This window comes from Herbaspirillum sp. DW155 (assembly GCF_037076565.1).
Lineage (GTDB): Bacteria > Pseudomonadota > Gammaproteobacteria > Burkholderiales > Burkholderiaceae_D > Herbaspirillum.
This window is the reverse complement of sequence record NZ_AP029028.1, coordinates 5076819-5090229: the sequence shown is the minus strand read 5'-3', so window position 1 is coordinate 5090229 and position 13411 is coordinate 5076819. Positions and strand designations below refer to the sequence as shown.

11 protein-coding genes are annotated in these 13411 nt (G+C 55.2%); 10 read left to right on the top strand and 1 reads right to left on the bottom strand.

What is annotated here, in order from left to right; genetic code table 11:
* From AACH55_RS23205 to AACH55_RS23185, 5 genes are read left to right on the top strand one after another with little or no spacing between them, the layout of a single operon-like run.
* The gene (locus tag AACH55_RS23205; RefSeq protein ID WP_338717017.1) at positions 1 to 1176 is read left to right on the top strand and encodes an ABC transporter permease subunit; all 1176 of its coding nucleotides are present in this window, start codon (positions 1 to 3) and stop codon (positions 1174 to 1176) included.
* The gene (locus AACH55_RS23200; RefSeq protein ID WP_338717015.1) at positions 1173 to 2309 is read left to right on the top strand and encodes an amino acid ABC transporter permease; all 1137 of its coding nucleotides are present in this window, start codon (positions 1173 to 1175) and stop codon (positions 2307 to 2309) included. The genes AACH55_RS23205 and AACH55_RS23200 overlap by 4 nt, the downstream gene beginning before the upstream one ends.
* Before the next feature lie 22 nt (positions 2310 to 2331).
* Positions 2332 to 3090 (top strand): amino acid ABC transporter ATP-binding protein, encoded by a 759-nt coding sequence (locus AACH55_RS23195; protein WP_338717013.1) that lies wholly within the window; start codon positions 2332 to 2334, stop codon positions 3088 to 3090.
* Between the two features lie 35 nt (positions 3091 to 3125).
* Positions 3126 to 3971, top strand: coding sequence for a serine O-acetyltransferase EpsC (epsC, locus tag AACH55_RS23190; protein ID WP_338717012.1), 846 nt, complete (start codon positions 3126 to 3128; stop codon positions 3969 to 3971).
* 2 nt (positions 3972 to 3973) lie between these two features.
* Positions 3974 to 4861 carry a VOC family protein gene (locus tag AACH55_RS23185; protein ID WP_338717011.1) on the top strand — a complete coding sequence of 296 codons (888 nt, stop codon included), beginning with the start codon at positions 3974 to 3976 and terminating at the stop codon, positions 4859 to 4861.
* 71 nt (positions 4862 to 4932) lie between these two features.
* On the opposite strand, the gene AACH55_RS23180 is transcribed toward AACH55_RS23185, so the two are convergent.
* A complete protein-coding gene (locus tag AACH55_RS23180) occupies positions 4933 to 5847 on the bottom strand; it encodes a LysR family transcriptional regulator (protein WP_338717010.1) in 915 nt (304 codons plus the stop codon).
* Positions 5848 to 6082: 235 nt separating this feature from the next.
* Between AACH55_RS23180 and AACH55_RS23175 the strand changes: the two genes are divergently transcribed.
* The 5 genes from AACH55_RS23175 (at position 6083) to AACH55_RS23155 (ending at position 13279) form a co-directional block, all read left to right on the top strand.
* Positions 6083 to 6949 carry an NAD(P)-dependent oxidoreductase gene (locus AACH55_RS23175; RefSeq protein WP_338717009.1) on the top strand — a complete coding sequence of 289 codons (867 nt, stop codon included), beginning with the start codon at positions 6083 to 6085 and terminating at the stop codon, positions 6947 to 6949.
* A 24-nt stretch (positions 6950 to 6973) separates the two neighbouring features.
* Positions 6974 to 8485, top strand: coding sequence for an aldehyde dehydrogenase family protein (locus tag AACH55_RS23170; RefSeq protein WP_338717008.1), 1512 nt, complete (start codon positions 6974 to 6976; stop codon positions 8483 to 8485).
* An 82-nt stretch (positions 8486 to 8567) separates the two neighbouring features.
* Positions 8568 to 9896, top strand: coding sequence for a DUF3100 domain-containing protein (locus AACH55_RS23165; RefSeq protein WP_338717007.1), 1329 nt, complete (start codon positions 8568 to 8570; stop codon positions 9894 to 9896).
* A gap of 38 nt (positions 9897 to 9934) precedes the next feature.
* Positions 9935 to 11311 (top strand): L-serine ammonia-lyase, encoded by a 1377-nt coding sequence (locus AACH55_RS23160; RefSeq protein ID WP_338717006.1) that lies wholly within the window; start codon positions 9935 to 9937, stop codon positions 11309 to 11311.
* Positions 11312 to 11431: 120 nt separating this feature from the next.
* Positions 11432 to 13279 (top strand): methyl-accepting chemotaxis protein, encoded by a 1848-nt coding sequence (locus AACH55_RS23155; RefSeq protein WP_338717005.1) that lies wholly within the window; start codon positions 11432 to 11434, stop codon positions 13277 to 13279.
* Positions 13280 to 13411: the final 132 nt, after the last annotated feature.

Here is a 13411-nt window from a genome sequence, read left to right as displayed (position 1 = left end):
ATGACTATCGAAATCCCGGCTTCCACGGCAGGTACCGAAGTTAAGTCGCGTCGGCGGCTCCTGTATCTGGCAAAGCAAGCGTCCATCGTCGTGGTTGCAATTGTCCTGTTCGCCTGGCTTGCCTATGCAATCCGCAGCGGCTTGGCGCGCAACGGTATCAGCTTTGACATGGGCTTCCTCTCCCAGTCCGCGAACTTTGACATCAGCGAAGGTGAGCTGGTGACGTTGGATGGCATGCGCAAGTTCGTGTCGAGCGATACCAACGCCCAGGCCCTGTTCCTGGGCCTGTTGAACACCCTGAAGACATCGTTGTTGGCCATTGCGGCCGCCACTGTTCTCGGTGTGTTCCTGGGTATTGCCCGTGTTTCACAGAATTGGCTGGTGCGCCAACTGAGCTTCGTACTGGTCGAATTCGTCCGAAATACGCCGATGCTCATTCAGCTGGTGTTTTGGTATTTCGCTGTTGTCCTGCGCATGCCAGCGCTCAATGATGCGACTCTCTGGCTGAATTCGGTTCTGTTCTCCCAGCAAGGCCTCTATTTCCCTGGATTGGAGCTGGTTCAACAGCCGTCACTCACTGCCATGGTAGCAATGCTCCTGGTGCCCGTCTTCCTGCTGAAAGCTGGACTGAGCAAACAAAAGCGTATTGCCTGGGTGGCTTACGCTGTCGTCAGCCTTGTGGTCAGTCTCGCTTTGGGCTTCCCTCTGGTAGCGACCTATCCTGAAATTACCGGCTTCAACGTGAGTGGCGGTTTCAGTCTGAGCCCTGAAATCATCGCGTTGCTACTTGGCCTGAGCGTTTATACGGCAGCCTTCCTGGCTGAGATTGTGCGCGGTTCCATCAATGCCATTCCGAAGGGACAGTGGGAGGCGGCTGCCGCGCTTGGACTCACACGTCGCGCGACCTTCAAGGATGTGCTGATTCCACAGGTCGCCCGCGTCGTACTGCCGGCTTTCGGTAACCAGTACATCAGTCTGGCCAAATCGACCTCCCTGGGCATCGCGATTGGCTTCTCTGACTTGTTCAACGTCTATGGAACGGTCGCTAACCAATCGGGACGGAGCCTTGAAGGGATGATTGTGGTGATGGTGGTGTACCTGCTGGTCAGCTGGATGATTAGCTGGGGGATAAACGCGGCAAACAAGCGCTTGCTCAAAAAAGGAGGTGCCCGATGAGCGCCAATAGCATCTCGATGAAGTGGGTGAGAAGGAATCTCTTCGCTACACCAGCGGATTCGCTTCTGACGCTGGTCATTCTTCCGCTGATTATCTGGGCTGCCATCTCTTTGCTTCACTGGGGCATCAGCGTGGCCAAATGGCATGCGGTCGAAGAGAATCTGCGCGTGTTGATAGTCGGAACCTTACCGGCAGAGCTGGTGCCCAGAGTCTGGGGGGCAGCCGTCCTGAGTTCTGCTTTGGTCGGTATCACTTTCAGTGCCCTCGTGACGGCATCGGCGAGCTTTACCATGGCATCCATTGTGGTCCTTGCGTTTGTCGGTCTCTATGCCTCCTATAGCGGCGGCAGTACAGCGACCTATCTCTTTGGTTGCATGGCGGTGGGCATCCTCGCTCATGCGGTGGCATTGAAGGTGTCGTCACTCAGGAAATACGCTGCTGTATTGTGGTGCCTCGGGTTCCTCGCCATTATGGGGCTCGTTGCTCCGGCGGGATGGGACCGCGTTGGTGGCCTGATGATGAGCGTGCTCTTTACCCTGGCCGCCTCGGTTCTCTCCATTCCGCTTGGCGTGGCGTTGGCCTTTGGTCGCCGGAGCAGGTTTGCGGGCGTCCAGGTAATTTGCACCTCCTATATCGAGGTGATGCGGTCACTGCCTTTGATTTTGGTTGTCTATTGCATCTGGGTAGTGACTCCGCTGCTGAGCCCGGAACATCCTGGCCCCGACCTTGTGCGCGGTCTTTTCGGCTTCACGCTGTTCTTTGCGGCGTATGTCGCCGAATACGTCCGAAGCGGTCTACAGAGCGTTCCCAAAGGGCAGGTCGAGGCGGCACAGTCCCTCGGCATGACTCCGTATTACATCAATCGCGATGTGGTATTGCCGCAGGCCCTGAGGGTGGTGGTGCCGGCGCTGGTGGGTAACGTCCTGGACGTGTTCAATACCGTTCCGCTGCTCTTCATTATCGGAATCACGGATTTCTTGCGCGCAGGCCAGATGGTGTTGGTGAATCCGCAATCGGGTGGTTACACCTATGAAATCTACCTGTTCATGTTCACGGTTTACCTGGCAATCGCCTCCGTCGTTACTTTCGGTGCGCGTCGACTCGAAGCCAAGATGGCGAGCGGCCATCGCTGATATCTGCAGAAAGGAAATCTGAATGAATGCGATTGTTTCTATTCGTAATCTGAACAAAGCCTACGGTCCGGTGCAGGTGCTGCGCGGTGTTGACCTTCAAATCGGCCGTGGTGAGGTGGTTGTGGTCATCGGTGCCAGCGGTTCGGGAAAATCAACGCTGATTCGCTGTATCAATGGTCTGGAAGTATTTCAAAAGGGGAGCATTCTAGTCGATGGCTGCGAACTTCCTTGCGAAGAGGAACGTGAAATCGGCGACGATAAGCGTCTGACCGACGTTCGAAAAGGTGTAGGGATGGTCTTCCAGCAGTTCAACCTGTTCCCACACATGACGGTACTGGAGAACATCACACTGGCACCCATGCGCGTGCGGCACAAGAACCAAAAGGACGCCGAGGAAAACGGGATGCGGCTGCTGAAGCGCGTCGGCCTGCAGGACCACGCAATGAAATATCCCGGACAACTGTCAGGAGGACAGCAGCAGCGTGTTGCCATTGCGCGTGCCCTGGCCATGGAACCCCACGTCATGCTGTTCGATGAGCCCACTTCCGCGTTGGACCCCGAGATGGTGCGCGAAGTCCTTGATGTCATGCGGGAGCTGGCCAACGAGGGAATGACGATGGTCATTGTGACGCATGAGATGGGTTTCGCGCGTGAAGTTGCGAATCGCGTCGTCTTTATCGACCGCGGAACGGTACTGGAGGCCGGCAGCCCGGAGGACATCTTCGATAGCCCGAAGGAGGAACGGACGCGTTCGTTCCTGTCGCGGGTACTGAAGCACTAGGAAATAGTGCATTGAACGTTGTAAAGGAAAGACCAATGACAGCACTAGATAGCGCCGGACTGGCGCAGGGGACAGGGGACCGTTGCAAGGTGCCAGAGATTTGGGACGCTCTGTTTGCACAAGCAAAGGAGCTCCAGGCCACGACCCCGCTGCTGGGAGGGACACTTGACCAACTGATTCTTGCGCAGCCGTCGTTCGAAGCAGCTCTGGCAGCCACGCTTGCGCAAGCGATTGAGGCATCGGCCCCTGAGGCCATCCAACTCTTTGGCGAGTTCAAGACCGTTCTCGAACGCACACCGGAAATCTCCGAGTTCGCCGCGCTCGACTTGGAAAAGCTGGATGCGGTCAATCCTGCATGCCCTGACCTACTGACGGGATTCCTCAGCTTTCGCGGCTTTCAGGCACTTCAGGTTTATCGCATTACAAATGCGCTGTGGGTGGAGCGCAAGCACCAGTTGGCGGCAATGATTCAGAACTGGAGCGCCATCCAGTACGGCATCGATATTCACCCTGCTGCGCGTATCGGCAAGCAGGTATTTATCGACCACGGTATGGGGCTCGTTGTCGGGTCGACCGCTGTTATTGAAGACGATGTAAACATTTGGCATGGCGTCACCCTGGGCAGCACGTTGACTCAGGCCGGCGACCGGCATCCCAAAATTCGCAAGGGGGCAACCGTTTGTGCGGGTGCGACAATTTTAGGAAACATTGAAGTGGGACCTGGCGCCTTGGTGGCTGCCTCCAGCGTCGTGCTGAAGAGCGTTGGTGCTCGCAAGGTTGTGGCCGGCATTCCCGCCAAGGAGATTGGCGACGTTCCTGAGCGTCTTGACGCCATCGACGCAGACTTCAAATCAACATCCACTCAGGCTCAAAAGAGGTAGATATGGCACAAACGCAATTTGGTATTGACCATCCGGTCGTGACCGTTCGCGACTTCGAGCACGTCCGCAAGCAATTTCAGAAGCTCGGATTTGCTCCTACTCCTGTCGGGTATCACCCTTGGGGAACGACACTCTCGCTGCTGATGTTCGTCGATAACTTCATCGAAATCATCGCGGTGCATGACGCTTCCAAGTTTGGTACGAACGCTGTCAACGGCTTTTGCTACGGGAGCAATGTGGGCAACTTCACTGACCGGGTCGAAGGTCTCGGCTTGGTGGCGTTGCACAGCAAGGATGGCAAGGGAGACCATCAGTTGTTGATGGAGCGCGGTCTGAAGAGTCAAGGACAAATTGACTTCGTCCGCAACATGAAGAAGCCAGATGGTACGCCAGATGTGGCGGTTGTCTCTCTGGGGCTGTTCATGAATGAGGAGCAGCGCGATGTCTCTAACTTCATCTGTCACCAGCATCGGCCGGAGCTCATCTGGATTCCTGAGTGGCAGAAACACCCGAACGAGGTCAATGCGGTCACTGCGGTGACCTACGTAGCACCTGAGCCCAAGCTACTGGCGCGTCGCTACGAGCAGTTCTATGGTAAATCGGCCGTGACGGTGAGTGATGGTCTGGTGGTGGCCGATACAGGGTGTGGATTGATTCGAATTGCCACAAAGGATGTTGCCAAAGCGCTTCTGGGGGAGGTTGACTTTCCGAAGTGGGATGATGAAGACCAAGCGCATGGCATTTCAATCTCGGTTTCTACACCTCAATTCGCGAACCTGGAAAATATCTGGCAAGAAAATGGTGTGCGTTTCCAGAAGTCGCCCAGTGGAAGCTATGTCATCTCACCTGACCAGTGTGGCAATGTGATTATGGAATTCCAGAGAGCATAAGGTGTGAGCTGTAACGAGTACCACGCAGTACCTTCCCTTTTGGCCCCCGTGTGGGGCCCTTTTTTCGGCCATCAAATTTGGAATGCTTTCATCCTTGTACTCAGGTGCTGCAGTAGACGGTCTGCTGCAAGGGATAGCTTCCGGCCTGTCCGCGTAATCAGATGCGCCTCCGAGCGGGCCAAGAGGGTGTTTCGGACGGGGATTGTATAGAGCTCGTCGTTAGACATTTCCGCTGTAACGGCGAACAGTGGAAGCAGGGTAAAGCCCAATTCTGATTTCACGAAGTGCTTCAAGATGGCAATGGAGTTCGTCGTAATGGTGGGAGAGAAGCGCACCTTCTCGATAAGCATCGCTGCTTCAACCAGTTGACGTGTTCCATAGGCAAGGTGCGTCAGCGCCATTGGATAGCTGGCCAAGTCCCGCAACGTCACTGACTCGACCTTCCCCAGAAGAGGGAACTCTTTTCCCACAATCGCGTACATCGGCTGCTTGGCAATGGCGCGACTGACAATCTTCGGGTCAACAGGCGGGTTGAAAACTAGTCCAATCTCCGCTTCGTCAGACCCTACAGCGCTGACGACTTCGTTCGTTCCGGCCAGGTCCAGAACCAGCGATATCTCGGGGTACTTCTTGCAAAACTGCTTGATGGGGCCGCTCACCATGTCAGAGATGAAACCTTCACCCATGATGACGTTTATCGAGCCGCGGCGCAGGCCTCGAATCTCCTGAAGTTTCGTCAGTAAATCCGACTGGTGCGAACGTTGTTCGCGGAAATATTCGATGAGCAGCTTTCCCGCCTCGGTAGGGCTAACCCCTCGTTTGTGTCGCTCAATGAGGGGAACGTCCAGCTCTTGTTCGAGCAGGCTTATCTGCCGACTGATTGCCGATGGCGCGATGTCCAACGAATCGGCCGCCGCTCTCACCGTCCCCGTTTTGACTGCTTCGAACAAATAGGAGAGACGGTTTTCATTCAACATCTCGCTCATTTCAAGTTCTCCAAATTAGAACAATAAAGATTATCCGTGCACATTGATTGTAATTGCCAAAGACTCCAAACTCAACGTCATGCGATGCAAGTTCAGCTAAAAGGCACTCATCTACCAGCAAGTTGTGCCTTACACCTGTTATTTGCTGCATTGCGCAATTTTGGTGCGATTCTGTGCATCCTTATGAGGCGGGGCGCATTCATTTGGTGATTTATTAACTGAGCAGAGGAACGGAATGAAGAAGATTGGGGTTATCGGCCTGGGCAATATGGGCAAGGGCATGGCGTTTTCGTTGAAGCGCGGTGGCTATGATGTTCTGGGCTTTGACGCCGTGGAAGTGACGCGTGCGACCATCTCGCAAGAAGGCTTGGCCTGTGCGGGCTCCATTGCGGAACTGGCGGAAGCTGTGGATATGGTTGTGCTCTCGCTGCCGACCTCCGATATCGTGGAGAAGGTTGTTCTTGGCGAAGACGGTTTGCTGCGGCACGGCAAAAAGGGCTTGGTCATCGTGGACACAACCACCGCTGACCCCAACAGCACCCGCCGAATCGCCGCTGAGCTGAAGTCTGCCGGCATCGACTTCGTTGACGGTCCCGTCAGCGGAGGTCCCAAGGGCGCTGCAACTGCGACCATGGGTATGGTTCTGGGCGGCGACAAGGAAGTCATTGACCGCATCGAGCCAGTTCTGTCCGTCATGAGCGGCAAGCGTGTACATGTTGGTCCGGTCGGTGCCGGCCACGTCGCCAAGCTGCTCAATAACCTGGTCACAGGTACACACCTCTTGATTTCGGGCGAAGCTGCGCGTATTGCCACCGCCGCAGGTCTGGACCCGCAGCAAATCTTTGAAGGCCTGAGTGCCGGCTCCGCTGGCAGCAAAGTCATCGACAACTTCTTCCCCACCTGGATTTTCAACGGTGCCTTTAACTCCGGCTTCACGATGAAGCTGATGCGTAAGGACCTGCGCTTGGCTATGAATCTCATCCGGGAAACGGAAGCACCGACACCGCTGGCGAAGGAAGCGGGCCGCCTTTGGGCGAAGAGCATCGAGGGTATCGAGGACCCCGAAGACTTCAACCGCATCGTCCAGTACATCGAGAAATAATCACACCCCATCGGAGTAAATAACATGCAACAGAACGACGCAGAAAACCTGATTCTGGCTTTTTCCCATTTCTTCCCGGGTGCCAAGGAAGTCGGCTCCTACATCAACGGCGAGCTGGTTGCCGGCAGTGGCGATTCCATCCAGCTCTTCAACCCCGCAACTGGCAAGCCCACCATCTCCTATAAGGATGGCGGTGCCAGCGCGGTCGAAGCTGCCGCTGTAGCAGCCGAAAAAGCGCAAAAGCAGTGGTGGGCGCTGACCCATGCTGCCCGTGGTCGTGTGATGTACGGTATCGGTGCCAAGATTCGTGAACAGGCCGAGCCGCTGGCACGTCTGGAATCGATGTCATCCGGCAAGCCGATTCGCGACTGCCGTGGCGAAATGCAGAAGGTCGCCGAGATGTTCGAGTATTACGCCGGCTGGGCAGACAAATTCTACGGTGAAGTCATCCCCGTCCCGACCTCGCATCTGAACTACACACGTCGAGAGCCCTACGGCACTGTCTTCCAGATGACACCATGGAATGCACCGGCCTTCACCTGCGGCTGGCAGCTGGCACCGGCATTGGCGACTGGCAACGCAATTCTGCTGAAGCCATCCGAACTGACGCCTTTCTCGTCCTTGGCCATCGCCAGCCTGTGTGAAAAAGCAGGCATCCCCGTCGGTCTTATCAACGTCCTGGCAGGTCTTGGTCAAACCATGGTACCCAAGGCAATGAGTACTTGGGCAGTCAAGAAGGTGATTTTCGTTGGTTCGCCAGGAACCGGCGCTCTCATCGCCAAGGCCGCTGCCGAGCGCGTCATGCCATGTGTTCTGGAGCTGGGAGGCAAGTCTGCGAACATTGTGTTCGATGACGCTGACTTGCGTCTAGCCGCTTATGGTGCGCAAGGAGCTATCTTCTCGGGCGCCGGCCAGAGCTGCGTTGCAGGCTCCCGCATCCTGGTTCACCGCAAGGTCTACGACCAATTCGTAGAAACAGTCGCTGCCGGCGCGCAAAAAATCAAGGTCGGTGCACCGCTGGAGGATGCCACCGAAGTTGGCCCCATCAACAACCAGAAGCAGTTTGAGCACATCAAACACATGGTGGCAAAGGGCATAGAAGGTGGCGCATCATTGGTCGCTGGTAGCACCAACTATTCTGAAGACGGCTACTTCGTGCGTCCGACGCTGCTGGCCAACGCTACGAACGCTATGGACGTCTCCCGGACCGAAATCTTCGGTCCGGTTGCAGTCGCGATTCCCTTCGAAAGTGAAGAAGAAGCTATCGCCCTTGCTAATGACAGTGAATTCGGTCTGGCCGGTGCAGTATGGACTAAGGATGTGGCGCGTGGTCACCGCATCGCGGCTCAGGTGAATGCAGGTACGTTCTGGATTAACAGCTACAAGACCATCAACGTTGCATCGCCGTTCGGCGGCTTCAACAGAAGTGGCTACGGTCGTTCGAGCGGCATGGAAGCACTTTACGACTACACGCAAACCAAGAGCGTCTGGGTGGAGACCTCGGCGAATCCGGCCACACCTTTTGGCTACGCATAACCCGCAGCAACCAATCATAAAATTCAAAAACACCACTTTGCCCCGTGCGAAGTGGTTTCTGTTTATGTAAGGGAGAAGGAAAATGCAAGGTACCTACGCAGGCCATGTTGTCGGGAGCGATACCAAGTTCCCGTTCCTCAAGCTGTATATTTTTACCGCAATCGTCATGCTGGCGGCCGACTGGATTGGTTCGGTGACTTTCAATGTTGGGCCGGGTAAAGTTGTGTTGCTTCCGATGGTCTGGGCCATCATCATGGGGGGGCTGTTGGGTGTTTTTCGTCAATCCATGCCGCCTTTGTTCCGGGTGGATACGGCTTTGCAGTTCCGTGCTGCTGCTGTTCTGCAGCCCGCGCTGCTGCTGTTTATTGCAAAGCTGGGCCTGATGGTCGGTAACTCGCTCCCTAAGCTGGCCGCTGCCGGATGGGCCCTTGCATTCCAAGAGCTTGGCCACTTTGTTGGAACCATTCTGATTGGCTTGCCATTGGCGCTATTGCTGGGTATCAAGCGAGAGGCTATCGGCGCCACCTTCTCCGTCGGCCGCGAACCTAGCCTAGCCATCATCGGCGAGCGCTACGGTATGGATTCGCCTGAAGGTCGGGGCGTCCTGGCTGAATATCTGACTGGGACCCTTTTTGGTGCAGTATTTATCGCCGTTCTAGCAGGCTTCGTCGCTAGCCTGAATATCTTCCATCCCATTTCCTTAGCGATGGGCTCGGGCGTAGGCTCGGGCAGCATGATGGCCGCTGCATCCGGTGCCATTGCCGCGCAGCAGACACCAGAGGTCGCCAAGGATGTGATGACCTTTGCTGCCGCTAGTAACCTTATTACCACCACAATCGGTACGTACTTCACGTTGTTTATTTCATTGCCGTTGGCGGTTTACGGCTACCGTTTTCTGGAGCCGATTCTTGGTCGTACTACCAAAGCCTCGACCGACCAGAGTAAAGTTTCGGCCAATGACCACGCTGAAGTCCCAGAGCTGAGCGAAGTGCAAAAATGGGGTGTATGGATTGTGGCAGCTGGGCTGACCATGGTTAGCGACCGGATTCTGTACGGCACCAGTTTGGCAGATACTTTCCCAGGCATGGTGGTGATGCTGGTCGCCGTGGCTATCGGCGATTTGCTAGCACGCATTACCGGCCGTAAGATTCCTGCAGTCTGCTGGGTATCCTTAGTGGCAATGGCGATTACCTCGCCGCTGTTTCCATGGGATGCGCAGATGGTCGCCATTACCGGGAAAATCAATTTCTTGGCCGTGACGCCTGTCATGTTGACGTTTGCGGGATTGTCCCTGGCCAAGGACCTTCCTGCTTTCCGTCGTCTGGGCTGGCGCATTGTCCTGGTTTCATTTGCCGCAAATGCTGGCACCTTCCTGGGCGCTACTCTGGTCGCAGAGTTCTTCCACCGCTAATAAGAAGGGGGATATATCCCCTTCAAATGGAGCAAATAATGGCTGTGAGCGTTTTCGACATCTTCAAGATTGGTATTGGCCCTTCCAGCTCCCATACGGTCGGACCAATGCGGGCCGCGCTGATGTTTGCTAATCACTTGAAGGAGGAATCGCTTCTCCCAGCCATTCGGGAAGTAAAAGTGGTCTTGTATGGTTCCTTAGGGGCCACAGGGAAAGGACACGGCACGGACAAGGGAGTAATTCTGGGCTTGATGGGCCATGCACCGGAGACCCTTAATCCAGACCTGGCCACCGGCCTTATCGTGGCAATGCGCGAGTCAGGCTCACTGAAGGTGCTGAATGACCACCGGATTCGTTTCGTTGAGAAGGAGCACATCTTGTTCTATCGCCGCGAAGCGATGCAAGAGCACCCCAATGGGATGAAGTTCGACGCGTTTGGCGCAGAACAGGAGCTGGTGGCAAGCAAGTCATATCTCTCTGTCGGTGGTGGCTTCGTCGTCACTGCCGGTGCCGCGAATACTCAGGTGATTCATGCGGCCGACCGTTTGCCGTACGCTTTCAAGACTGGCGATGAGTTGCTCAAAGTCTGTGCTGACAAAAAAATGTCCATTGCCGAAGTCATGCTTGAGAATGAAAAGACCTGGCGGCGGGAATGGGAAATCCGCGACAAGTTACTGGAAATCTGGTCGGTAATGCAGGCTTGTGTCGAGCGGGGATGTCATTCACTGGACCCGATGCCTGGTCCGCTGAAGGTGCGTCGTCGTGCACCTGACCTCTACAAGCACCTGAGCAAACATGGTGAGCGCGGCCTTGCGGACCCGCTGTCCGTGCTCGACTGGCTCAACTTATATGCAATGGCCGTCAATGAAGAAAATGCCTGTGGAGGTCGTGTCGTGACAGCGCCCACCAACGGGGCGGCCGGTATCATTCCTGCGGTGCTGCACTATTACGAGCGGTTCTTCCCGGGCGCTAGCGACAAGGGCATCGTAGAATTTCTCCTCACGGCTGGGGCAATCGGCATCCTTTACAAGCTCAACGCCTCGATTTCTGGTGCGGAAGTCGGCTGCCAGGGTGAGGTCGGGGTCGCTTGCTCAATGGCGGCAGCAGCCCTTTGTGCCGTGATGGGTGGGACCGTTCCGCAAGTCGAGAACGCCGCTGAAATAGGCATGGAACACAATCTCGGACTGACATGCGACCCGGTTGGTGGCATGGTGCAGATTCCGTGCATCGAGCGTAACGCGATGGGTGCCAGCAAGGCGGTCAATGCTGCACGTATGGCGATGCGCGGCGATGGGACACACTTCGTTTCACTGGATTCGGTCATCAAGACCATGAAGGAAACCGGTGCAGACATGAAAACAAAGTACAAAGAAACCTCACGCGGAGGGCTGGCTGTCAACATCATTGAATGTTAACAGTCAGGCATTCCTGCTCACTTAACGCAACTTCCTGAAGCAACATCGCAGATATCCCTGTGTTGGGAGGAAGTTGCTTCGCCAAAAATTCGTAACGCCAATATTGGAAAGCAGCCAGCCATGAAATTCTCGCTCCTCCGTTCCTTCCGGTCGCGGATTTTGTTGATTTCATCCGTCACGGTCATCATCGCTTTAAGCATTACAGGTATCGCTACCTACTTCATTGTTAATGAAAGCATGACGAAGTCCTTGAATCATGACCTTGACGAAATCGCTCGTGGCAATGCACTCGCGGTAGAAAAGTGGGTTGAAGCAAAAGTTACGCAGGTCAATGCTGCTGCCAAGGACGTCGAGCATGGTGACCCGCAAGGACTGGTAAAACACATGGCATCTGCCGGTGGTTTCACGACGACGGCGGTAGGGTGGGCGGACAAATCGTTCTTTACCACCGATTCTGCTGTTCCTGCCGGCTACGACCCTACGGCCCGTCCTTGGTACAAACAGGCGCTAGAGGCAGGGAAATTGATTGTCACGAAGCCCTACGGTGACGCAAGTACGGGGAAACTGTTCGTGGCATTTTCAGAACCAATGATACGCAATGGTGCCGTTGCGGGAGTCGTTCAAGGTGCGGTCTCGCTTTCAGGCCTGAAGGATGTCGTCTCTGCAATCAAGCCAACGCCATCCAGCTATAGTTTCGTCGTCAGCAAGGCCGACCAGGTATTGGCCCATCCGGATAATGCTCTTGTTCTGAAGAGTTCGTCCGCCATTTCTCCAGAGCTTACGACTGACCGTGTTTCGGGGCTGGCCAACTCTTCCGACATGCCAACCATTTCCTTGGATGGTGCGCCGAAGCTGTTGAAGGTCAAGGCAATTACCGGTACAGATTGGTATCTGGTCGTGGCCTTGGATAAGACTGAAGCGACGTCTGCGTTGTTGGATGTGGTCTATGCGACCCTTTCTCTCATCATCGTGCTGACCATCGTTGCGGCAATCGTCAGCGCCGCGTTGAGCGCCAAGTCATTCAAGCGACTATCAGCAACACGCGATGCGATGGATGCCATCAGCGCAGGCAGTGGTGACCTTACTCAACGTCTAAATGTTGACGGTGGGGACGAAATCGCACAGATTGCGCTGTCATTCAATAAGTTTGTCGAGCATATCCAGTCGATTTTGATTGAGATTCGCCGCGGCGCTGACGCTATCAAGGTCGCTACCGGCGAGGTTGATGCCGGTAACCTGGACCTGTCCCGACGTACCGAAATCGCGGCAAGCAGTCTTGAAGAAACATCTGCTGCCCTCGCGGACCTCACTCGGGCCGTTCAACAATCAGCCGGGGCTGCGACCCAGGTCAACAGATTGGCGGCTCAAGCCACCTCCTTGGCAGAGAAAGGTGGACTGGTTGTTGGCGGTAGTGTCGAAACAATGCTGGAGATTGCCAAGGCCTCCACGCAGATTGCAGACATTATTGGTGTTATCGACGGTATTGCCTTCCAGACGAATATTCTGGCACTGAATGCAGCGGTCGAGGCCGCTCGAGCCGGAGAAAATGGCAGAGGATTTGCCGTTGTCGCAAGCGAGGTGCGTAGTCTTGCCGGGCGAAGTGCCGCAGCCGCCAAAGAAATCAAGTCACTCATCGAGGCATCTCAGGCTACGGTGGGACGTGGGGCTGAGCGTGTGAAGGATGTAGGCGCAATGATGGATGAACTCGTCGCTGGAGTTTCTAGCGTCACGGGAATTATTGCCGAAATCAGCGCGTCACTGAACGAACAAAGCACCGGTATTACACAGATTAATACCGCTGTTTCCGAACTGGATGAAATGACTCAACAGAATGCCGCACTTGTAGAAGAAGTGAGTGCTGCCGCGTCGATGCTTGAGCAACACTCCACTGCGCTGTCGTCGGCCGTGAGTACCTTTAAGCTTGAAAATAAGAGCAAGGTATCGGGAATCCCGCTGGCGGGCAATTAGCCTTCTCAGCAGTGAAATTTGAAGGATTCCCTGAATTGCGGCCATTGAGGAAATCTTGTCGCCGTAAGTAGAACCAAGATGCTGATGAACCTTTTGGGCATATATCGTGTGTAGAACAAAAATTGACGTACT

What these genes read in the sequence shown, in the direction of transcription:
- AACH55_RS23155 (WP_338717005.1), top strand. Translation starts at nt 11,432, where the DNA reads ATGAAATTCTCGCTCCTCCGTTCCTTCCGGTCGCGGATTTTGTTGATT.
- AACH55_RS23170 (WP_338717008.1), top strand. Translation starts at nt 6,974, where the DNA reads ATGCAACAGAACGACGCAGAAAACCTGATTCTGGCTTTTTCCCATTTC.
- AACH55_RS23195 (WP_338717013.1), top strand. Translation starts at nt 2,332, where the DNA reads ATGAATGCGATTGTTTCTATTCGTAATCTGAACAAAGCCTACGGTCCG.
- epsC (WP_338717012.1), top strand. Translation starts at nt 3,126, where the DNA reads ATGACAGCACTAGATAGCGCCGGACTGGCGCAGGGGACAGGGGACCGT.
- AACH55_RS23200 (WP_338717015.1), top strand. Translation starts at nt 1,173, where the DNA reads ATGAGCGCCAATAGCATCTCGATGAAGTGGGTGAGAAGGAATCTCTTC.
- AACH55_RS23180 (WP_338717010.1), bottom strand. Translation starts at nt 5,847, where the DNA reads ATGAGCGAGATGTTGAATGAAAACCGTCTCTCCTATTTGTTCGAAGCA.
- AACH55_RS23175 (WP_338717009.1), top strand. Translation starts at nt 6,083, where the DNA reads ATGAAGAAGATTGGGGTTATCGGCCTGGGCAATATGGGCAAGGGCATG.
- AACH55_RS23185 (WP_338717011.1), top strand. Translation starts at nt 3,974, where the DNA reads ATGGCACAAACGCAATTTGGTATTGACCATCCGGTCGTGACCGTTCGC.
- AACH55_RS23165 (WP_338717007.1), top strand. Translation starts at nt 8,568, where the DNA reads ATGCAAGGTACCTACGCAGGCCATGTTGTCGGGAGCGATACCAAGTTC.
- AACH55_RS23160 (WP_338717006.1), top strand. Translation starts at nt 9,935, where the DNA reads ATGGCTGTGAGCGTTTTCGACATCTTCAAGATTGGTATTGGCCCTTCC.
- AACH55_RS23205 (WP_338717017.1), top strand. Translation starts at nt 1, where the DNA reads ATGACTATCGAAATCCCGGCTTCCACGGCAGGTACCGAAGTTAAGTCG.